The sequence below is a fragment of the Enterobacter sp. JJBC genome (assembly GCF_036936505.1).
Taxonomy (GTDB): domain Bacteria; phylum Pseudomonadota; class Gammaproteobacteria; order Enterobacterales; family Enterobacteriaceae; genus Enterobacter; species Enterobacter hormaechei_C.
Genome location: NZ_CP136935.1, coordinates 4702544 through 4721223, shown reverse-complemented (window position 1 = coordinate 4721223; position 18680 = coordinate 4702544). Strand labels below are relative to the sequence as shown.

The following is an 18680-nucleotide window of genomic DNA, read 5'->3' as shown; positions in this document are numbered from 1 at the left end:
ATTACAGCGAAGCTTTTTGTTGTGTGGTGGAAGTTGTCTCTTTTTCCTCTTCCACACAGGTGTCGCACGGTAAGTGGCGACCAATTAATTTGCGATAGCCGAATGCGCCCAGCGCCGCCCCTACAATTGGCCCGAACAGCGGAACCAGGAAGTAAGGAATGTCTTTGCCGCCCGTAAAGGCGACATCGCCCCATCCCGCAAAGAAGGCGAAGGTTTTTGGACCCAGGTCACGCGCCGGATTCATCGCAAAACCGGTCAGCGGACCCATGGATGCGCCAATCACCGCAATCAGAAGGCCAATCAGAAGTGGTGCCAGCGGGCCGCGCGGAATGCCGTTTCCGTCGTCGCCCAGCGCCATAATGACGCCCATCAGAATAGCGGTAATCACCATTTCAACTGCGAACGCCTGCACAAAATTGATATGCGGATTCGGATACGTTGAGAAAATGCCTGCCAGATCCAGACTTTCGACACTGCCACGCACCATATGATGCGTCTGTTCGAAGTCGATGAAAAGATTGTAATAAAGCCCGTAAACTAACGCCGCTGCGCAAAAGGCGCCGGCAAATTGCGAAATGATGAAAGGAACAACTTTGCGTCCGTCAAAGCACGCGAATAGCCACAACGCGATGGTCACCGCCGGGTTAAGATGTGCGCCGGAAACCCCTGCGGTCAGGTAGATGGCCATCGCCACGCCCAGACCCCAGATAATACTGATTTCCCACTGACCAAAACTGGCACCCGCCACTTTCAGTGCAGCGACACAGCCTACTCCGAAGAATATCAACAACCCGGTACCCAGGAACTCGGCAATGCACTGGCCTTTTAAGGTTGATGTCTGACTCATAATCGGAATCCTGCAAAAGAGTAATGTTTATTGTTTGCGTGACCGCCCGTGACAGTCACGATGCCCTGTAGACATAGTGTTAATTTATCGTTAACGAGCACAAACGAGAAATATCGAAATCGAAATGTGTGGTCTGTGTCAATAAAATGAGCGTTTTCGCGCCATAAAGCGCGTTTTTGCATCAGGTAATGATTGTGGGTTGAATCATTTCTTTAACTTATGGGTTAACAACTTAGGGGTATATGCGGCGAACGCACCAGGACGAGGCCGAAAAGTGTTGCAAACCACGATCTGCGTGGCATGCCGCTGGACAGGGGCGACGGCGCTCCATACAATCGGAACATATGTTGTGCGCGTTTACGTTAAAGCGTCGCCTTGCAATTCAGGAGAGGTAGGATCATGTCTTTAGAAGTGTTTGAGAAACTGGAATCGAAAGTACAGCAGGCGATTGACACCATCACGCTGCTGCAAATGGAAATTGAAGAACTGAAAGAGAAGAACAACTCCCTGTCTCAGGAAGTTCAGAACGCTCAGCACAGCCGCGAAGAACTGGAGCGCGAAAACAACCAGCTGCGCGAACAGCAGAACGGCTGGCAGGAACGCTTGCAGGCGCTGCTGGGACGTATGGAAGAAGTCTGATTTCCTTGGGAATGAATTGAACAGGCCGGGTAAGGCGTAGCCGCCACCCGGCTTTTTTATGCATCTCGCTTACCGATTAACTACTCAATATCCAGCGCATCCTCAGAAAGGATAATGCCGGTATTGTCAGCATAAAGGTGGTCACCCGAGAAGAAGGTCACGCCGCCGAAGTTAACGCGCACGTCGCTTTCGCCGATGCCTTCACCCGCTGCGCCAACCGGAATGGCGGCAATGGCCTGAATACCGATATCCAGATCTTCCAGATCGTCCACCTGGCGCACGGAGCCGTAGACCACAATCCCTTCCCACTCGTTTTGCACCGCAAGGCGGGCGAGGTCCGCATCGATCAGTGCACGGCGCACTGAACCGCCACCATCCACTAGCAGAACGCGGCCACGACCGTTCTCTTCGAGCAGATCGTACAGCAACCCGTTGTCCTCGAAACATTTCACCGTGATGATTTGTCCGCCAAACGACGACCGTCCACCAAAGTTGGAGAACAGGGGTTCAACGACGTTGACATCTTCCTGGTAGATGTCACAAAGCTCGGAGGTATCGTATTTCATAGGTTTAACGCTCTGTTGCTGCGAATGTGTTCAGTATATCGTGCGAAATGCGTTGTTGGCAAAATCATCAATTGTTAATTGATATTTGTCAGCTAACTCAGCGTCTGGCTTAAGACAATCCCGATGACGAACAGCAGGTTAGTCAGTAACGCGCCTTTTACCGTACGTTCCAGCATCGGTGGCATGGCGGCCGGGCTGCGTTCACGCATGACATAGCGGGCCTGCTTAATCAGCAGCGGTGCGGCGAGCACAAACAGCCAGCCCCACAGGCTGTGCAGAGAGATCAGATTGAACAGTGCCAGGCAGACCAGCGCGCCGATGAGCAGGAAGGCGTGATAGCGGCGTGCATTCACCGGACCCAGACGCACGGCCAGCGTGTTTTTACCGTTCTCGCGGTCGCTGTCGATGTCGCGCAGGTTATTGATATTCAGCACCGCCGTCGCCAGCAGACCGCAGGCGGTCGCTGGCAGGAACAGGGCAGGTATCACCGTATGCGCCTGCAAGTACCAGCTTCCCATCACGCTCAGCCAGCCGAAGAACACCAGCACGGAGATGTCGCCCAGGCCAATATACCCGTAAGGACGCGTCCCGACGGTATAGGTAATGGCTGCAATAATGGCAAGCAAGCCCAGCACCAGGAAGCCAATGAAATCACTGGTGGTTTTCGACGCGACCGTCACCAGCGCCAGCCCGGACAGGCAAATCAATACCACGGTGATAATCAGCGCCCGTTTCATCTGTGCCTGGGTAATCACCCCTTTTTGCATCCCGCGCAGCGGCCCGATACGGTCAGGCTTGTCGCTGCCCTTTACCGCATCGCCGTAATCATTGGCGAGATTAGAGAGGATTTGCAGCAGCCCGGCGGTGACAAGCGCCAGGCCTGCTACCAGCGGATCGAAATGACCCTGCCACCAGGCAAGCGTGGTACCGACAATAATGGCGGCAAAAGCCAGAGGAAGCGTTTTAGGGCGCAGACTTTCGAGCCACGCCTGTGTACGGCTGATATCAGTCATAGTTATTTAGCCAATAAAAATGGGGGCCATAGCCCCCATCAACAGTGATGAAAATGCATTGAACGCGATTATAGAATAAAACGGCTCAGATCTTCATCTGCCACTAACGCATCCAGGTGTTTGCCCACATAGTCTGCGTCAATGGTAATGCTTTGACCGTTAAGGTCGCTCGCATCATAAGAGATGTCTTCCATCAGGCGTTCCAGCACGGTGTGCAGACGACGCGCACCGATGTTCTCGGTGGTTTCGTTGACCTGCCACGCGGCCTGGGCGATGCGCTTGATACCGTCATCGGTAAATTCAATGTTCACGCCTTCGGTCGCCATCAGCGCTTTATACTGTACGGTCACAGAAGCGTTTGGCTCAGTCAGGATACGTTCGAAATCTTCGGTGGTCAGCGCCTGCAACTCAACGCGGATTGGCAGACGACCCTGGAGTTCCGGGATCAGGTCAGACGGGCTGGCAATCTGGAACGCACCGGAGGCGATAAACAGAATGTGGTCAGTCTTAACCATGCCGTGCTTGGTGGAGACGGTGCACCCTTCCACCAGCGGCAGCAGGTCGCGCTGAACGCCTTCGCGGGAGACATCCGGGCCGGACGCGTTGCCGCGCTTACAGATTTTGTCGATTTCGTCGATAAACACGATACCGTGCTGCTCAACCGCGTCGATAGCGTCCTGTTTCAGCTCCTCCGGGTTAACCAGCTTCGCGGCTTCTTCTTCAATCAGCAGCTTCATCGCGTCTTTGATTTTCAGCTTACGCGCTTTCTGCTTTTGCCCGCCCAGGTTCTGGAACATGGACTGCAACTGGCTGGTCATCTCTTCCATGCCCGGAGGCGCCATAATTTCCACGCCCATTGGCGCGGCAGCGAGATCGATCTCAATCTCTTTATCGTCCAGCTCGCCTTCGCGCAGTTTTTTGCGGAATGCCTGACGCGCAGCAGAAGGTTCAGACTGCTGTTCAGCCTGTCCCCAGTTGTTTTTTGCCGGTGGGATCAGCACGTCGAGAATACGCTCTTCGGCCATCTCTTCGGCGCGATAGCGGTTTTTCTCAATCGCCTGGACGCGCACCATCTTAATCGCCGAATCGGTCAGATCGCGGATGATGGAGTCCACTTCTTTGCCCACATAGCCCACTTCGGTGAACTTAGTGGCTTCAACTTTGATGAACGGCGCGTTAGCCAGTTTGGCCAGACGACGGGCGATTTCGGTTTTACCCACACCGGTCGGGCCGATCATCAGAATATTTTTTGGCGTCACTTCGTGGCGAAGCTCTTCGTCGAGCTGCATGCGACGCCAGCGGTTACGCAGTGCGATAGCCACGGAGCGCTTGGCATTGTCCTGGCCGATAATGTGTTTGTTCAGTTCGCTGACAATTTCGCGTGGGGTCATTTCAGACATGGGCGATCCTTACGCTTTAGACGGTAATTCTTCGATGGTGTGATTGTGGTTGGTATAGATGCAGATATCACCTGCAATATCCAACGCTTTCACCGCGATATCGCGCGCGTTCATGTCGGTATTTTCCAACAGCGCACGGGCTGCGGCCTGGGCGTACGGGCCGCCAGAGCCGATGGCAATCAGGTCGTTTTCAGGCTGAACTACGTCGCCGTTACCGGTGATGATCAGCGAGGCGTTTTCGTCAGCCACGGCCAGCAGCGCTTCGAGCTTGCGTAGCATGCGGTCGGTACGCCAGTCTTTTGCCAGCTCAACGGCGGCTTTCACCAGATGACCCTGATGCATTTCCAGTTTGCGTTCAAACAGTTCAAACAGCGTGAAGGCATCAGCCGTGCCGCCTGCGAAACCGGCGATCACTTTGTCGTTATAAAGACGACGTACTTTCTTCACGTTGCCTTTCATGACGGTATTACCCAGCGTGGCCTGGCCATCACCGGCAATTACCACCTGGCCGTTACGGCGTACACTTACTATTGTTGTCACGAGCAGACCCCCTGGTTACAGATTCGGGAAACAGAAGCCCTGAGCCTGTGCTCAGGGCTGAATTAAATGATAGATGGGGGGGATTTTGGGGGTTTCAACCCCCGGAGGCGAGTCGAATGCAGTTTGTGTGGCCAGCCACTTTCAAACGGGAAATGGTGCCGTCTGCATTTTCTTTGCCTTTGACCGGTCCAATCACTACGCGATTCCAGCCGTTATTGGTGGTAATGCGTGAGTCAAATCCTTCAAATGCCAGCTGAGCACGCACCGTTTCTGCCTGTTCGGCGCCTTTAAACGAACCGCACTGAACCATCCAGCGGCGTTCATCTTTTTTCTCAGCCGTCTGCTTCGGCACCTCGGTCTCTTTGGTGACCGGCGCAGCCTGCTGCGTTTTTGGCTGTTGCGCAGTGGTATGCGCAGGCGTCTGCAACAGATCCTGATACGGCTGTGCCGTTTGCTTCTGCGGCTGCGCCTTCGGTTGCTGCTGGACAGGCTGAGTTTGTACGGTACGCGTCTGCTGCTGCGGTTGTGAACGCGGCTGCTGTACCGGCTGCGTCTGCGTCCACTGCTGCTGTTGCGTTTGCTGCTGAGCCTGACGCTGGCGCTGCAATGTTTGCTGACGCTGCGCCGGGGTTTGTTCGTTCCACGGCACTTCGTTCAACTGCGTAGGCTGCTGGCGCATGTCCGCCTGCATCTGAGCGAGCAATTGACGCTGTTCGTCCGTCAGCTGATCGGCATTCTTCACTTCACCCCCGGCAGAAGGCTCGGTAGGCGCACGTACGCCAGGCTGGCGGCTTTCCAGCTCTTTAATGTAGCGCCAGCGCTCTTCAGGCTTAGGAGGAAGGCCGTTGCCGACGACCTTGTTACCCTGAAGGGCTTCAGACTCTTCTTTTTTATGATGCGTAATGAAGTAGAGGCCGCCAATAAAGGCCACCAGCACGGCCGCAGCAATGGCGACCATGGCTGGGGAGACAGCAGACAGGCTACGTTGCTTGCTTTTTGAACTACTCTTTTTGCGTCGCGAAGGTGCCGGCTGGCCGCGACGTACATAATCTCGTTGTGCCACTATCGTTTCGCTGTATTTATTCGTTCGTCAGCCCGCCATGTTACTTAAGCGACGGGGCTTTGACCAGATAAGGGTGTCGAAAGGTATTTACTTTAAGTTAATGCCTGGGTAGAGCCGCGCACAATTAGCTCACAATCCAGTAGCCGTGACCCACTGCTAACTGTTTGACCGTGCAGCTGATCCAGCAAAAGCAGCATCGCTTCCCGGCCAATGTCATACCGCGGCTGTGCAACGGTCGAAAGCGGCGGATCGCAAAACTCCGAAAGCGAAATATTATCAAAACCGATTATCGACAGGTCCTGCGGCACACGCAGGCCGTGACGTTTGGCGTAGGATAACGCCCCTAGCGCCATCACGTCGCTGTGGCAGAAGACCGCGGTAGGCGGTTCTGGCAAGGCCAGCAATTTTTCCAGCGCCTGCCCGCCCGCTTCAAAGGTGAAATCACCGCGCGCAATGTAGTGCGGATCGACGATAGCCCCGGTACGGCGCAGCGCCTGAACGTAGCCCTGCAAGCGGTAATGACACAGCGGCATCTCTTCTGGTCCGGCGATACAACCGATGCGCTTATGCCCCAGTTCCTGAAGATAGTTCACGGCGTTGAACGCGGCGGTGAGGTTATCGATATGAACGGTTGGCAGCTCCAGCTCCGGCGCGAATTCGTTCGCCATGACCATCGGCGGTAAATTGCGCTGTTCTTCAATGCTGGCATCAAACGGCAGGCGTGAGCCAAGCAGCAGCATGCCATCAATCTGCTTGGTGATGATCAGGTCGATGAACGTTTTTTCCTGCTGGTTCTGGTGGGCACAATCGCCAATCAGCACCAGATAGCCCTGGGCGGCGGCCGTGACTTCAATGCCGCGGATGATTTCGCTGAAGAAGGGATCGCAGATGTCGGGCACGATCACCAGGATGGTGCGGGATTCGTTGCGTTTTACGTTACGCCCCATGGCTTGCGGAAAATAACCGACCTCAAGCGCCGCCTTTTCAACCCGGTTTCGGGTCGCCTGGGAGACTTTGTCAGGGTTCATCAATGCGCGGGACACGGTTGCTGTTGAGACTTGTGCTTTCTCGGCAACGTCTTTCATGGTCGCCGAGGCAACCTCTTTCCTGGACTTCAACGTCTTCTCCTCGCCTGAACACCGAACTGCGGACCGCACCATTTTTACAGATAGTTAATGGAATCGGTTACAGAATTTTCATAAAAAGTGTGAGGCGCATTAAATTTTTCGATCCGTCTTCAGCCTTCAATCGGATCGACGTCCAGAACCCACTTCACTTTTCGCGCTTCCGGCAGGGTAGTGATCAGCGCCAGCGTGCCGCTGACGATCTGCTGTAAACGGATACGCGAGGGGTGCTGAAGTAAGAGTTGCCAGCGGAAACGGCCGCCGCGTTTCGGGGCGAGCGCGGGTACCGGGCCTAAAATCCACAGCTGATTATCCACCAGCGGGCTGGCTTGCAGGAGGTTTCTCAGCTGTTGCAGGAACAGCGGCGCCTGCTGGTTATTATGGTCTTCCGCACGGATGATAACGTGGCTGGTCCACGGGGGAAGCTGCATCGTCTGACGTTCGGCCAGCGCCTGGTCCGCGAAGGCGTCATAGCCTTTGTGCAGCAGGGTTTGCAGCAGCGGATGTTCAGGGTGGTGCGTTTGCAGCACCACCTCGCCCTGCTTACCCGCTCGACCAGCGCGACCGGCAACCTGGGTATAAAGCTGGGCGAAACGCTCGGCGGAGCGAAAATCCGCGGAGAACAGCGCGCCGTCGACGTCCAGCAGGGCGACCAGCGTCACGTCCGGGAAGTGGTGCCCTTTCGCCAGCATCTGAGTACCAATCAGGATACGCGCGCCGCCACGATGTACTTCCGCCAGTTGCTGCTCAAGCGCCCCTTTACGGCTGGTGGTATCCCTGTCGATACGGGAGATGGGCACATCCGGGAAGAAGGGCGCGAGCGCCTGTTCAAGCTGTTCCGTTCCCAGACCGACCGGCACGATGTGCGTTGAGCCGCAGGACGGGCACTGACGGGGGACCGGACGCTGGCTGTCGCAGTGGTGGCAGCGCAAATGGCGCTGAGCCTGGTGGAAGGTGTAGTAGTGATCGCAGCGCGGGCACTCCGCGATCCAGCCGCAGTCGTGGCACAGCAGCGCAGGCGCAAAGCCGCGGCGGTTCAGGAACAGGATCACCTGGTTGCCCGCCTGCAAATGCTGACGCATGCGGCTAATCAGCGCAGGCGCTAACCCGGCCTGCACCTGCTGACCTTTCAGATCCAGCACATGCTGAATGGCCGGGCGGGCATTTCCCGCGCGGCGCGTCAGGCGCAGCATGTGGTATTTACGCTGGCGAACGTTGTGCAGCGTTTCAAGCGCGGGGGTGGCAGACCCGAGAATAATGGGGATTTGCTCGCTGTGGGCGCGGTACACGGCTAAGTCGCGGGCGTGATAGCGCCAGCCTTCCTGCTGTTTATAGGAGCTGTCATGCTCTTCATCGATCACGATAACGCCGAGATTTTTAAACGGCGTAAACAGCGATGAACGGGTGCCGATCACAATCGCCGCTTCGCCGTTTTTCGCTTTCAGCCAGGCGCTGAGGCGCTCGCTGTCGTTCAGGCCGGAGTGCAGAACCTCAACGGGCGCATTAAAACGTTCACGGAAACGCGCGATGGTTTGCGGCGTCAGGCCGATTTCCGGCACCATCACCAGCGCCTGTTTGCCCTGCGCGAGCACGTTTTCCAGCACGCTCAGATACACTTCGGTTTTACCGGAGCCGGTGACGCCCGCCAGCAGCCAGGCGGAAAAACGATCGGCAGCGCTGTGAATCGCGCCTACGGCGGTGGCCTGCTCGGTATTCAGACGCAGACGATCGCCCGAGACGGAAAAGCCGTCGCGCCAGTCGTGAAGGGCAGGTGCTTCACTGGCCAGCTCGCTCAGCCCTTTCTTCCTTAATGCCTGCAACGCGGTTTCGCTTACCTCAAGCTCGTCGACCTGATGGCGCCAGATTTTTCCCTGGCGCAGCGCGGCCAATGCCTGCTGCTGTTTTTGCGAGCGCTTCAGGCTGTTAATGTCCACCGCCTGGCCCTGCTCGGTGGCAAACCAGTACCACATTGGCGCGTGGCTGGCGCTCTTACCCTGGCGCAGCATAATGGGCAGGGCATGGAACAGGACGTCGCCAATCGGATGATGATAATAATCTGCCGCCCACAGCAGCAGTCGCCAGGTGCTGGTGGAGTAAACCGGCTCGCTGTCCAGCACCTCAACAACCGATTTCAGCTCGTTTAGCGGCAGTTCGCTTTTATTACTGACGGACACCACGATCCCCACGCGCTGCTGTTTGCCAAACGGCACGGTCACGCGACAGCCCGCTTTGGCGCTCATGCTGTCGGGCAGCAGGTAGTCAAAGGTGCGGGGAAGCGGAACGGGCAGGGCAACGTGAGCGACGGGCATCGAATCTTCCTGACTTGAAAAGTGGCGCGTTAGTATACACATTAGTGAAAGCGGCGTGCGGATCAGTTTGCATACGTTGGTCAAATTCTGTATGATTCGCCGCCTTTGGTGTATTTTACGCCAAAGAACTTACATTCAACATCGCGTGGTGTCTGGCGTTAGGGCTGGAAGAGCGACGCGGCCTTAACTGAGGTTCTCCCATGAAAAAAGATATTCACCCGAAATACGAAATGATTACTGCAAACTGCTCTTGCGGTAACTCTATCCAGATCCGCTCTACCGTGGGTCACGATCTGAACCTGGACGTGTGCGGCAAATGCCACCCGTTCTACACTGGTAAGCAGCGTGATGTTGCAACCGGTGGCCGTGTTGACCGCTTCAACAAGCGTTTCAGCATCCCGGGCGCTAAATAAGCATCCAGAAGAAACCGCCTCCGGGCGGTTTTTTTGTGCCTGTAATATCTCTCCTGAATTAATTCTGTATTTATATTTTCTCTTCAAATATATATTTTAATTTTTCCGAAAAATAATCACCGTGTCTTAATATATTCCTATTTATACGGATAGTGAGCTTTATCTCTGTATTCTTGGCCTGTTTGCCATTTTATTGCCGGATATGGCAATAAATAAAAGGTTTCCCTCTGGGTGTAAAATTACACTGCGCTCGACATAAATTCTTATTTGCCATTTCAACAGCGATGGCTTTCAGGGTGTATTTACTTTGAGGGAAAAAGGATGAAACTGAAGCAACTTTTATTCGTGCTTCCATTACTATCGTGCGCGGCGCAGGCGGGATATGTTGATTACCGACACGAGTATTACGACGATGGACGTAACTATGACCGTGTGTACATGTCACACCGTTTCGGGACGGGCTTTGGTGTGGCCGTAGAGGCCGTCTCACGCTCAGACGAAAAGCAATCTAATGATGCGCTCAATAATATGGAGAGTAACAGCAACGAATATACTGCCAGCTACCAGTTTACCTGGCAGGGATTTATCTGGCAGCCGGGTGTCGCGGTTGAAATGGGTGACGACATGGCTATTTATAAACCCTATTTACGCGTACAGTATAATATTAATGACAGCTGGTGGACGGCGTTCCGTTATCGTACCGAATATACCCGCCGTAATGCAGACGGTAAAGATGACAGACTGGTATATCGCCCGGAAATGTGGCTGGGATATAATATTGATAACTGGATGTTTGAGCTGAACGGAATTTATAAATTCGCCGACAACGAAGATCTGTATAACAACAAAAAAGAGGATTACGAATATAACTTCCGCGTGGCGTATAACATCGATTCGTGGGTGCCATTCGTGGAGGTGGGTAATGTCTCTTCCGGCTATAACACTGCTACCACTGACGACCGACAAACGCGTCTGCGTGTCGGCTTAGGTTACAACTTCTGAGAAACCATCCCGCTGAGCACCCTCAGCGGGACCGCATCGCTGTTAGTATTCCCAGGTCTCCGGGTCGATACCCAGTTCACGCATGATCACCTTCGCCTCTTCCGGGATTTCGTCACTGCGTTCTTTACGCAGATCGTCATCGTTCGGCAACGGTTGGCCGGTAAACGCATGCAGGAACGCTTCGCACAGCAGTTCGCTGTTAGTGGCGTGACGCAGGTTGTTCACCTGACGACGCGTACGTTCATCGGTGAGGATCTTCAACACCTTCAGAGGAATGGACACCGTGATTTTCTTGACTTGCTCACTCTTCTTACCGTGCTCAGCGTATGGGCTGATATATTCGCCGCTCCATTCAGCCATGAGATACCTTTAATCCTCTCAGTCATTAATCTAAAGGTGCAAAACCCGTAACCATCAGTTTTGAACCGTAATCTTGCGTAGTTTACCGTAGAGACGATACCGAGGCACGGATATTGCCGCTGTAGCGTGTCCTAAAGCATATAATTTTAACGGCTATTTGCGCATTGCTCAATCTATACGCAAAGAAGTTTAGATGTCCAGATGTATTGACGTCCATACTTTCAATGTTTACTCTGGTGCCTGACTTTTCACCTCATTCGCCAGGAAGCCTCACCATGACGCGTAAACAGGCCACCATCGCAGTGCGTAGCGGATTGAATGATGACGAGCAGTACGGCTGCGTTGTCCCGCCAATTCATCTCTCCAGTACCTATAATTTCACCGGATTTAATGAACCTCGCGCGCATGACTACTCGCGTCGCGGCAATCCTACGCGCGACGTCACCCAGCGCGCGCTGGCGGAACTGGAAGGCGGCGCAGGGGCGGTATTAACCAATACCGGCATGTCTGCCATTCACCTGGTAACCACAGTGTTCCTGAAACCTGGCGATCTGCTGGTGGCGCCACACGACTGTTACGGCGGCAGCTATCGTCTGTTTGATAGCCTGGCGAAACGTGGCTGCTACCGTGTGCTGTTTGTCGATCAAAACGACGAACAGGCGCTGAAACAGGCGCTTGCCGAGCAGCCGAAGCTGGTTCTGGTGGAAAGTCCAAGCAATCCATTGTTGCGCGTAGTCGATATTGCGAAAATTTGTCAGCTCGCAAGGGATGCGGGAGCGATAAGTGTAGTGGATAATACGTTCCTCAGTCCGGCCCTTCAGAACCCACTGGCACTGGGTGCCGATCTGGTGTTGCATTCATGCACGAAATATCTGAACGGCCATTCTGACGTGGTGGCGGGCGTGGTGATTGCCAAAGATCCCGACGTTGTCACCGAACTGGCATGGTGGGCCAATAACATTGGCGTCACCGCGGGCGCGTTCGACAGCTATTTGCTGCTGCGCGGTATTCGCACGCTATCACCGCGTATGGACGTGGCGCAGCGTAATGCCCAGGCGATCGTGGATTTCCTGAAAAACCAGCCGCTGGTGAAAAAGCTTTATCACCCGTCGCTGCCGGAAAACCAGGGGCACGAGATTGCCGCGCGCCAACAGAAAGGATTTGGCGCGATGTTAAGTTTTGAACTGGACGGTGACGAGCAAACGCTGCGTCGCTTCCTGAGCGGATTGTCATTGTTTACGCTGGCGGAATCCTTAGGGGGAGTAGAAAGCTTGATCTCCCACGCCGCAACTATGACGCACGCAGGTATGGCACCCGAAGCACGTGCCGCCGCCGGGATTTCCGAGACGCTGCTGCGTATCTCGACCGGTATTGAAGATTCTGAAGATTTAATTGCCGATCTGGAAAATGGCTTCCGGGTCGCAGCCAAGGGGTAATCATGAGTGTGATAGCGCAGGCAGGGGCGAAGGGTCGTCAGCTGCACAAGTTTGGTGGTAGTAGTCTTGCTGATGTGAAATGTTACCTGCGTGTCGCAGGGATCATGACCGAGTATTCACAGCCGGGGGACATGATGGTTGTCTCTGCGGCAGGCAGCACCACCAACCAGTTGATTAGCTGGCTGAAACTGAGCCAGACCGATCGCCTCTCTGCGCATCAGGTGCAACAGTCCTTACGTCGTTACCAGAGCGAACTGATTGCCGGTTTGCTGCCTGCTGACGTGGCGGACGGGCTGATTAGCGCTTTTACGCACGACCTTGAGCGTCTGGCCGCTCTGCTGGACAGCGGCATTACCGATGCGGTGTATGCCGAAGTGGTTGGCCACGGTGAAGTGTGGTCTGCGCGCCTGATGGCCGCCGTGCTGCAACACCTGGGTGTGGAAGCCGCCTGGCTCGACGCGCGTGATTTCCTGCGTGCCGAACGTGCCGCGCAGCCGCAGGTGGACGAAGGGTTGTCCTACCCACTGCTGCAACAGCTGCTGGTGCAACATCCCGGTAAACGTATTGTCGTCACCGGCTTTATCAGCCGCAGCAATGCCGGCGAAACCGTTCTGCTGGGCCGTAACGGCTCTGACTACTCGGCAACACAGATTGGTGCCCTGGCGGGCGTGTCCCGCGTCACCATCTGGAGCGACGTGGCCGGTGTGTACAGCGCGGACCCGCGCAAAGTGAAAGATGCCTGCCTGCTGCCGCTGCTGCGTCTCGACGAAGCGAGCGAGCTGGCGCGTCTGGCGGCCCCGGTGCTGCACGCGCGCACGCTACAGCCGGTTTCCGGCAGCGACATCGACCTGCAACTACGCTGTAGCTACACGCCGGATCAGGGTTCCACCCGCATCGAGCGCGTGCTGGCATCCGGTACGGGCGCGCGCATTGTCACCAGCCACGATGACATCTGCCTGATTGAGTTCCAGGTGCCTGCGGGCCAGGATTTCAAACTGGCGCACAAAGATATCGACACCATCCTGAAACGTGCTCAGGTGCGTCCGCTGGCCGTTGGCGTGCATAACGATCGCCAGCTGTTGCAGTTCTGCTATACCGCCGAAGTGGTGGACAGCGCCCTGAAAATTCTGGATGAAGCGGGCCTGCCGGGCGAGCTTCGCCTGCGTCAGGGGCTGGCGCTGGTGGCGATGGTGGGCGCGGGCGTCACCCGTAACCCGCTCCACTGCCACCGCTTCTGGCAGCAGCTGAAAGGCCAGCCGGTGGAGTTCACCTGGCAATCAGAAGAGGGCATCAGCCTGGTTGCCGTTCTGCGTAAAGGGCCAACCGAAAGCCTGATTCAGGGCCTGCATACCTCCCTGTTCCGTGCGGAAAAACGCATCGGCCTGGTGCTGTTTGGTAAAGGCAACATCGGTTCCCGCTGGCTGGAGCTGTTCGCCCGCGAACAGGTCACGCTCTCGGCGCGTACCGGGTTCGAATTCATTCTCGCAGGCGTGGTGGACAGCCGCCGCAGCCTGCTGAACTACGAAGGGCTGGATGCCAGCCGCGCGCTGGCCTTCTTTAATGATGAAGCCGTCGAGCAAGATGAAGAGTCGCTGTTCCTGTGGATGCGTGCGCACCCGTATGACGATCTGGTAGTGCTGGATGTGACCGCCAGCGAGCAGCTGGCCGATCAGTATCTGGATTTCGCCAGCCACGGGTTCCACGTCATCAGCGCCAACAAGCTGGCGGGCGCGAGCAGCACTGATAAATATCGCCAGATCCACGACGCGTTCGAAAAAACGGGTCGTCACTGGCTGTATAACGCCACCGTTGGCGCAGGTCTGCCGGTTAACCATACCGTGCGCGATCTGATTGAAAGCGGCGACAGCATTCTGGCGCTGAGCGGGATCTTCTCCGGCACGCTCTCCTGGCTGTTCCTGCAATTTGACGGCACCGTGCCGTTCACCGACCTGGTGGATCAGGCGTGGCAGCAGGGTTTAACCGAGCCGGATCCGCGCGTTGACCTTGCCGGTAAAGACGTGATGCGCAAGCTGGTGATCCTGGCGCGTGAAGCCGGCTACGACATTGAGCCGGGTCAGGTACGCGTTGAGTCGCTGGTGCCTGCGGGCTGCGAGGAAGGGTCCGTCGATCACTTCTTCGAGAACGGCGACGAGCTGAACGAGCAGATGGTGCAACGTCTGGAAGCGGCTAACGAGATGGGGCTGGTGCTGCGTTACGTGGCGCGCTTCGAGGCGAACGGTAAAGCGCGCGTGGGCGTGGAGGCGGTGCGTCCTGAACATCCGCTGGCGGCGCTCCTGCCATGCGACAACGTCTTCGCCATCGAAAGCCGCTGGTACCGCGATAACCCGCTGGTGATCCGTGGCCCGGGCGCGGGACGCGATGTCACCGCCGGAGCCATTCAGTCCGACATTAATCGTCTGGCTAAGCTGCTGTAACGTCTGCATTTCCCTCTCCCTGTGGGAGAGGGTCGGGGTGAGGGTATCAGACCGCACTCACCCCCATCATGAATGCCCTTCATCTTCCCTGAACAAACCTCACCGTTAATGTTGATTATTTCTGTTGACGTCATCCCGCTTTTCCGTCATTTTTACATCTGGACGTCTAAACGTATAGAAGTTCACAACACAACAGACAATGACACGCGATTGATAGGGGTAGGGTATGAGCTTTTTTCACGCCAACCAGCGGGAAGCACTGAACCAGAGCCTGGCCGAAGTAAACGGCCAGATTAACGTCTCTTTTGAATTTTTCCCGCCGTGCACCAGTGAAATGGAGCAAACCCTGTGGAGCTCTATCGATCGCCTGAGCAGCCTCAAGCCGAAGTTCGTCTCCGTGACCTACGGCGCCAACTCCGGTGAGCGTGACCGCACGCACAGCATCATTAAGGGCATTAAAGACCGAACCGGTCTGGAAGCGGCGCCGCACCTGACCTGTATCGACGCCACCCGTGATGAACTGCGCGCCATTGCCCAGGACTACTGGAATAACGGCATTCGCCACATTGTGGCCCTGCGCGGCGACCTCCCGCCAGGCAGCGGTAAGCCAGAGATGTTTGCCGCCGATCTGATCGGCCTGCTGAAAGACGTTGCCGACTTTGATATCTCCGTGGCCGCCTACCCTGAAGTTCACCCGGAAGCCAAAAGTGCCCAGGCGGATCTGCTCAACCTGAAGCGTAAAGTGGAGGCTGGTGCTAACCGTGCGATTACTCAGTTCTTCTTTGACGTTGAAAGCTACCTGCGCTTTCGTGACCGCTGCGTCTCGGCAGGTATTGATGTCGAAATCATCCCTGGTATTCTGCCGGTCTCGAACTTCAAACAGGCGAAGAAATTCGCGGATATGACCAACGTGCGCATTCCGCTGTGGATGTCCAAAATGTATGAAGGGCTGGACGACGACCCGGAAACCCGCAAGCTGGTGGGGGCCAATATCGCGATGGACATGGTGAAGATTTTAAGCCGCGAAGGGGTGAAAGATTTCCATTTCTATACCCTGAATCGCGCGGAAATGAGCTATGCCATTTGCCATACGCTCGGTGTTCGCCCGGCGCTGTAAAGTAAAAAGCCCTCATAAAACGAGGGCTTTTTAATCGAACAGAGAGTTAAAAGGTATTAGCTATCGAATCTGTGGATTAATTCAACTATCTCTTATCGCTAGTGGTGTATATCGTAACGGTAACACTGTAAAGGGAGCATAGCGATGAGCATGTCAGACGAGACCAATAACGCGGCATCCGCCGGCAAATGTCCGTTCCACCAGGGCGGCGTCGATCACAGCGCGGGTGCAGGTACCGGCAGCAAAGATTGGTGGCCTAAACAACTCCGCATCGATCTTCTAAACCAACATTCCAACCGTTCGAACCCGCTGGGTGAAGACTTCGACTACCGCAAAGAATTCAGCAAGCTCGACTATTCCGCCCTTAAGGGCGATCTCAAAGCCCTTTTAACCGACTCACAACCGTGGTGGCCTGCCGACTGGGGAAGCTATGCGGGCCTGTTTATTCGTATGGCCTGGCACGGTGCGGGTACCTATCGCTCCGTTGACGGTCGCGGCGGCGCGGGGCGCGGCCAGCAACGTTTTGCGCCGCTGAACTCCTGGCCTGATAACGTCAGCCTGGATAAGGCTCGCCGTCTGCTGTGGCCAGTTAAGCAAAAATACGGACAAAAAATCTCCTGGGCCGACCTGTTTATCCTCGCGGGTAACGTGGCGCTGGAGAACTCCGGCTTCCGCACTTTTGGTTTCGGTGCCGGGCGTGAAGACGTCTGGGAACCGGATCTGGATGTGAACTGGGGCGATGAAAAAGCCTGGCTGACCCACCGTGACCCGGAAGCGCTGGCGAAGCGCCCGCTTGCGGCCACTGAAATGGGCCTGATTTACGTTAACCCGGAAGGGCCAAACGCCAGCGGTGAACCGCTGTCTGCGGCGGCGGCGATCCGCGCTACCTTTGGCAATATGGGCATGAACGACGAAGAGACCGTCGCGCTGATTGCAGGCGGCCATACGCTCGGTAAAACGCACGGCGCAGGCGAAGCCACGCATGTGGGCACTGACCCGGAAGCGTCGCCGATTGAAGCGCAGGGTCTGGGCTGGGCCAGCACGCACGGCACCGGTATTGGCGCTGACGCCATCACCTCCGGGCTGGAAGTTATCTGGTCTCAAACCCCGACCCAGTGGAGCAACTACTTCTTCGAGAACCTGTTCAAATACGAATGGGTGCAGACGCGTAGCCCGGCGGGCGCCATTCAGTTTGAAGCCGTGGATGCGCCAGAAATTATGCCTGACCCGTTTGACCCGTCGAAAAAACGCAAGCCAACCATGCTGGTCACCGACCTGACGCTGCGTTTTGATCCGGAATTCGAGAAAATTTCCCGTCGCTTCCTGAACGATCCGCAGGCCTTCAACGAAGCCTTTGCGCGCGCGTGGTTCAAGCTGACCCATCGCGATATGGGGCCAAAAGCGCGGTACATTGGCCCGGAAGTGCCGAAAGAAGATTTGATTTGGCAGGATCCGCTGCCTCAGCCGGTGTTCCATCCGACGCAGGAAGATATTGAAAGCCTGAAAGCGGAAATCGCGGCCTCTGGTCTCTCCGTGAGCGAGCTGGTTTCCGTGGCCTGGGCGTCGGCATCGACCTTCCGCGGCGGCGACAAGCGTGGCGGCGCTAACGGCGCGCGTCTGGCGCTGGCGCCTCAGCGCGACTGGGATGTGAACGCCGCGGCGGTACGGGCGTTACCGGCTCTGGAAGCTATTCAGCGCACCACTAATAAAGCCTCACTGGCCGATATCATCGTGCTGGCAGGTGTTGTGGGCGTTGAGCAGGCGGCGAAAGCGGCAGGCGTTTACGTCAACGTACCGTTTACCCCAGGCCGCGTAGATGCGCGTCAGGACCAGACGGACATCGAGATGTTTAACCTGCTCGAACCGGTTGCCGACGGTTTCCGCAACTACCGTGCGCAGGTGGATGTGTCCACCACCGAGTCGCTGCTGATCGACAAAGCCCAGCAGCTGACCCTGACCGCGCCGGAACTGACGGTGCTAATCGGCGGTCTGCGCGTACTGGGTGCAAACTTCGATGGCAGCAAGAATGGCGTGTTTACCAACCGCGAGGGCGTGCTGAGCAACGACTTCTTCGTTAATCTGCTGGATATGAACACCCAGTGGAAAGCGACCGATGACTCAAACGAGCTGTTTGCCGGTAGCGATCGCGCCAGCGGGGAAGTGAAATACACCGCCACCCGCGCCGATCTGGTCTTCGGTTCAAACGCCGTCCTGCGTGCGCTGGCCGAAGTTTACGCCAGCAGTGATGCACACGAGAAGTTCGTCCGTGATTTTGTTGCCGCGTGGGCGCGAGTGATGGATTTGGACCGGTTTGACGTGAAGTAACCCATGTGCCGGGTGGCGGCTACGCCTTACCCGGCCTACAAATTAAAGTGCCATGTAGGCCGGGTAAGCGCAGCGCCACCCGGCTTTTTTC

General features: G+C 56.1%; 16 protein-coding genes. 7 read left to right on the top strand and 9 right to left on the bottom strand.

Annotation, left to right across the window (positions count from 1 at the left end):
- Position 1: 1 nt before the first annotated feature.
- Positions 2-847: an MIP/aquaporin family protein gene (locus RY075_RS22650; RefSeq protein WP_003862030.1), complete on the bottom strand. Its 846-nt coding sequence runs from the start codon at positions 845-847 to the stop codon at positions 2-4.
- A 399-nt stretch (positions 848-1246) separates the two neighbouring features.
- Between RY075_RS22650 and zapB the strand changes: the two genes are divergently transcribed.
- A complete protein-coding gene (gene zapB, locus RY075_RS22645; protein ID WP_003862031.1) occupies positions 1247-1486 on the top strand; it encodes a septal ring assembly protein ZapB in 240 nt (79 codons plus the stop codon).
- A gap of 80 nt (positions 1487-1566) precedes the next feature.
- Here zapB and rraA read toward each other — a convergent pair whose 3' ends face one another.
- From rraA to priA, 7 genes are all read right to left on the bottom strand, one after another.
- Positions 1567-2052, bottom strand: a complete 486-nt coding sequence (gene rraA, locus RY075_RS22640; protein WP_003862032.1) for a ribonuclease E activity regulator RraA — start codon at positions 2050-2052, stop codon at positions 1567-1569.
- Between the two features lie 92 nt (positions 2053-2144).
- A complete protein-coding gene (gene menA, locus RY075_RS22635; RefSeq protein WP_022652060.1) occupies positions 2145-3065 on the bottom strand; it encodes a 1,4-dihydroxy-2-naphthoate polyprenyltransferase in 921 nt (306 codons plus the stop codon).
- Between the two features lie 68 nt (positions 3066-3133).
- Positions 3134-4465 carry an HslU--HslV peptidase ATPase subunit gene (hslU, locus tag RY075_RS22630; RefSeq protein WP_003862035.1) on the bottom strand — a complete coding sequence of 444 codons (1332 nt, stop codon included), beginning with the start codon at positions 4463-4465 and terminating at the stop codon, positions 3134-3136.
- Between the two features lie 9 nt (positions 4466-4474).
- Positions 4475-5005 (bottom strand): ATP-dependent protease subunit HslV, encoded by a 531-nt coding sequence (gene hslV / locus RY075_RS22625; RefSeq protein ID WP_003862036.1) that lies wholly within the window; start codon positions 5003-5005, stop codon positions 4475-4477.
- Between the two features lie 94 nt (positions 5006-5099).
- Positions 5100-6068, bottom strand: a complete 969-nt coding sequence (ftsN, locus tag RY075_RS22620; protein WP_003862037.1) for a cell division protein FtsN — start codon at positions 6066-6068, stop codon at positions 5100-5102.
- Between the two features lie 92 nt (positions 6069-6160).
- The gene (gene cytR, locus RY075_RS22615; RefSeq protein WP_003862038.1) at positions 6161-7186 is read right to left on the bottom strand and encodes a DNA-binding transcriptional regulator CytR; all 1026 of its coding nucleotides are present in this window, start codon (positions 7184-7186) and stop codon (positions 6161-6163) included.
- 119 nt (positions 7187-7305) lie between these two features.
- Positions 7306-9501, bottom strand: a complete 2196-nt coding sequence (gene priA / locus RY075_RS22610) for a primosomal protein N' (RefSeq protein ID WP_232967681.1) — start codon at positions 9499-9501, stop codon at positions 7306-7308.
- A gap of 200 nt (positions 9502-9701) precedes the next feature.
- Here priA and rpmE point away from each other — a divergent pair, with 200 nt between their 5' ends.
- Complete coding sequence (rpmE, locus tag RY075_RS22605; RefSeq protein ID WP_003862040.1) at positions 9702-9914, top strand: 50S ribosomal protein L31; 213 nt, start codon at positions 9702-9704, stop codon at positions 9912-9914.
- Between the two features lie 321 nt (positions 9915-10235).
- Positions 10236-10916 carry an oligogalacturonate-specific porin KdgM family protein gene (locus tag RY075_RS22600; RefSeq protein ID WP_032608106.1) on the top strand — a complete coding sequence of 227 codons (681 nt, stop codon included), beginning with the start codon at positions 10236-10238 and terminating at the stop codon, positions 10914-10916.
- Between the two features lie 42 nt (positions 10917-10958).
- Here RY075_RS22600 and metJ read toward each other — a convergent pair whose 3' ends face one another.
- Positions 10959-11276 carry a met regulon transcriptional regulator MetJ gene (gene metJ / locus RY075_RS22595; RefSeq protein ID WP_003862042.1) on the bottom strand — a complete coding sequence of 106 codons (318 nt, stop codon included), beginning with the start codon at positions 11274-11276 and terminating at the stop codon, positions 10959-10961.
- 275 nt (positions 11277-11551) lie between these two features.
- Between metJ and metB the strand changes: the two genes are divergently transcribed.
- The 4 genes from metB to katG all read left to right on the top strand — a co-directional run bounded on the left by metB (position 11552) and on the right by katG (position 18589).
- Complete coding sequence (gene metB / locus RY075_RS22590) at positions 11552-12712, top strand: cystathionine gamma-synthase (protein WP_003862043.1); 1161 nt, start codon at positions 11552-11554, stop codon at positions 12710-12712.
- A 2-nt stretch (positions 12713-12714) separates the two neighbouring features.
- Positions 12715-15147 carry a bifunctional aspartate kinase/homoserine dehydrogenase II gene (locus RY075_RS22585; protein WP_003862044.1) on the top strand — a complete coding sequence of 811 codons (2433 nt, stop codon included), beginning with the start codon at positions 12715-12717 and terminating at the stop codon, positions 15145-15147.
- A gap of 226 nt (positions 15148-15373) precedes the next feature.
- The gene (gene metF / locus RY075_RS22580; RefSeq protein ID WP_338627970.1) at positions 15374-16264 is read left to right on the top strand and encodes a methylenetetrahydrofolate reductase; all 891 of its coding nucleotides are present in this window, start codon (positions 15374-15376) and stop codon (positions 16262-16264) included.
- A gap of 144 nt (positions 16265-16408) precedes the next feature.
- Positions 16409-18589: a catalase/peroxidase HPI gene (katG, locus tag RY075_RS22575; RefSeq protein ID WP_003862046.1), complete on the top strand. Its 2181-nt coding sequence runs from the start codon at positions 16409-16411 to the stop codon at positions 18587-18589.
- Positions 18590-18680 lie beyond the last annotated feature (91 nt).

Bases quoted from the DNA above. Each gene is read 5' to 3' on its own strand.
- RY075_RS22650 (WP_003862030.1), bottom strand. From the start codon at position 847: ATGAGTCAGACATCAACCTTAAAAGGCCAGTGCATTGCCGAGTTCCTG.
- zapB (WP_003862031.1), top strand. From the start codon at position 1,247: ATGTCTTTAGAAGTGTTTGAGAAACTGGAATCGAAAGTACAGCAGGCG.
- rraA (WP_003862032.1), bottom strand. From the start codon at position 2,052: ATGAAATACGATACCTCCGAGCTTTGTGACATCTACCAGGAAGATGTC.
- menA (WP_022652060.1), bottom strand. From the start codon at position 3,065: ATGACTGATATCAGCCGTACACAGGCGTGGCTCGAAAGTCTGCGCCCT.
- hslU (WP_003862035.1), bottom strand. From the start codon at position 4,465: ATGTCTGAAATGACCCCACGCGAAATTGTCAGCGAACTGAACAAACAC.
- priA (WP_232967681.1), bottom strand. From the start codon at position 9,501: ATGCCCGTCGCTCACGTTGCCCTGCCCGTTCCGCTTCCCCGCACCTTT.
- rpmE (WP_003862040.1), top strand. From the start codon at position 9,702: ATGAAAAAAGATATTCACCCGAAATACGAAATGATTACTGCAAACTGC.
- RY075_RS22600 (WP_032608106.1), top strand. From the start codon at position 10,236: ATGAAACTGAAGCAACTTTTATTCGTGCTTCCATTACTATCGTGCGCG.
- metJ (WP_003862042.1), bottom strand. From the start codon at position 11,276: ATGGCTGAATGGAGCGGCGAATATATCAGCCCATACGCTGAGCACGGT.
- metB (WP_003862043.1), top strand. From the start codon at position 11,552: ATGACGCGTAAACAGGCCACCATCGCAGTGCGTAGCGGATTGAATGAT.
- RY075_RS22585 (WP_003862044.1), top strand. From the start codon at position 12,715: ATGAGTGTGATAGCGCAGGCAGGGGCGAAGGGTCGTCAGCTGCACAAG.
- metF (WP_338627970.1), top strand. From the start codon at position 15,374: ATGAGCTTTTTTCACGCCAACCAGCGGGAAGCACTGAACCAGAGCCTG.
- katG (WP_003862046.1), top strand. From the start codon at position 16,409: ATGAGCATGTCAGACGAGACCAATAACGCGGCATCCGCCGGCAAATGT.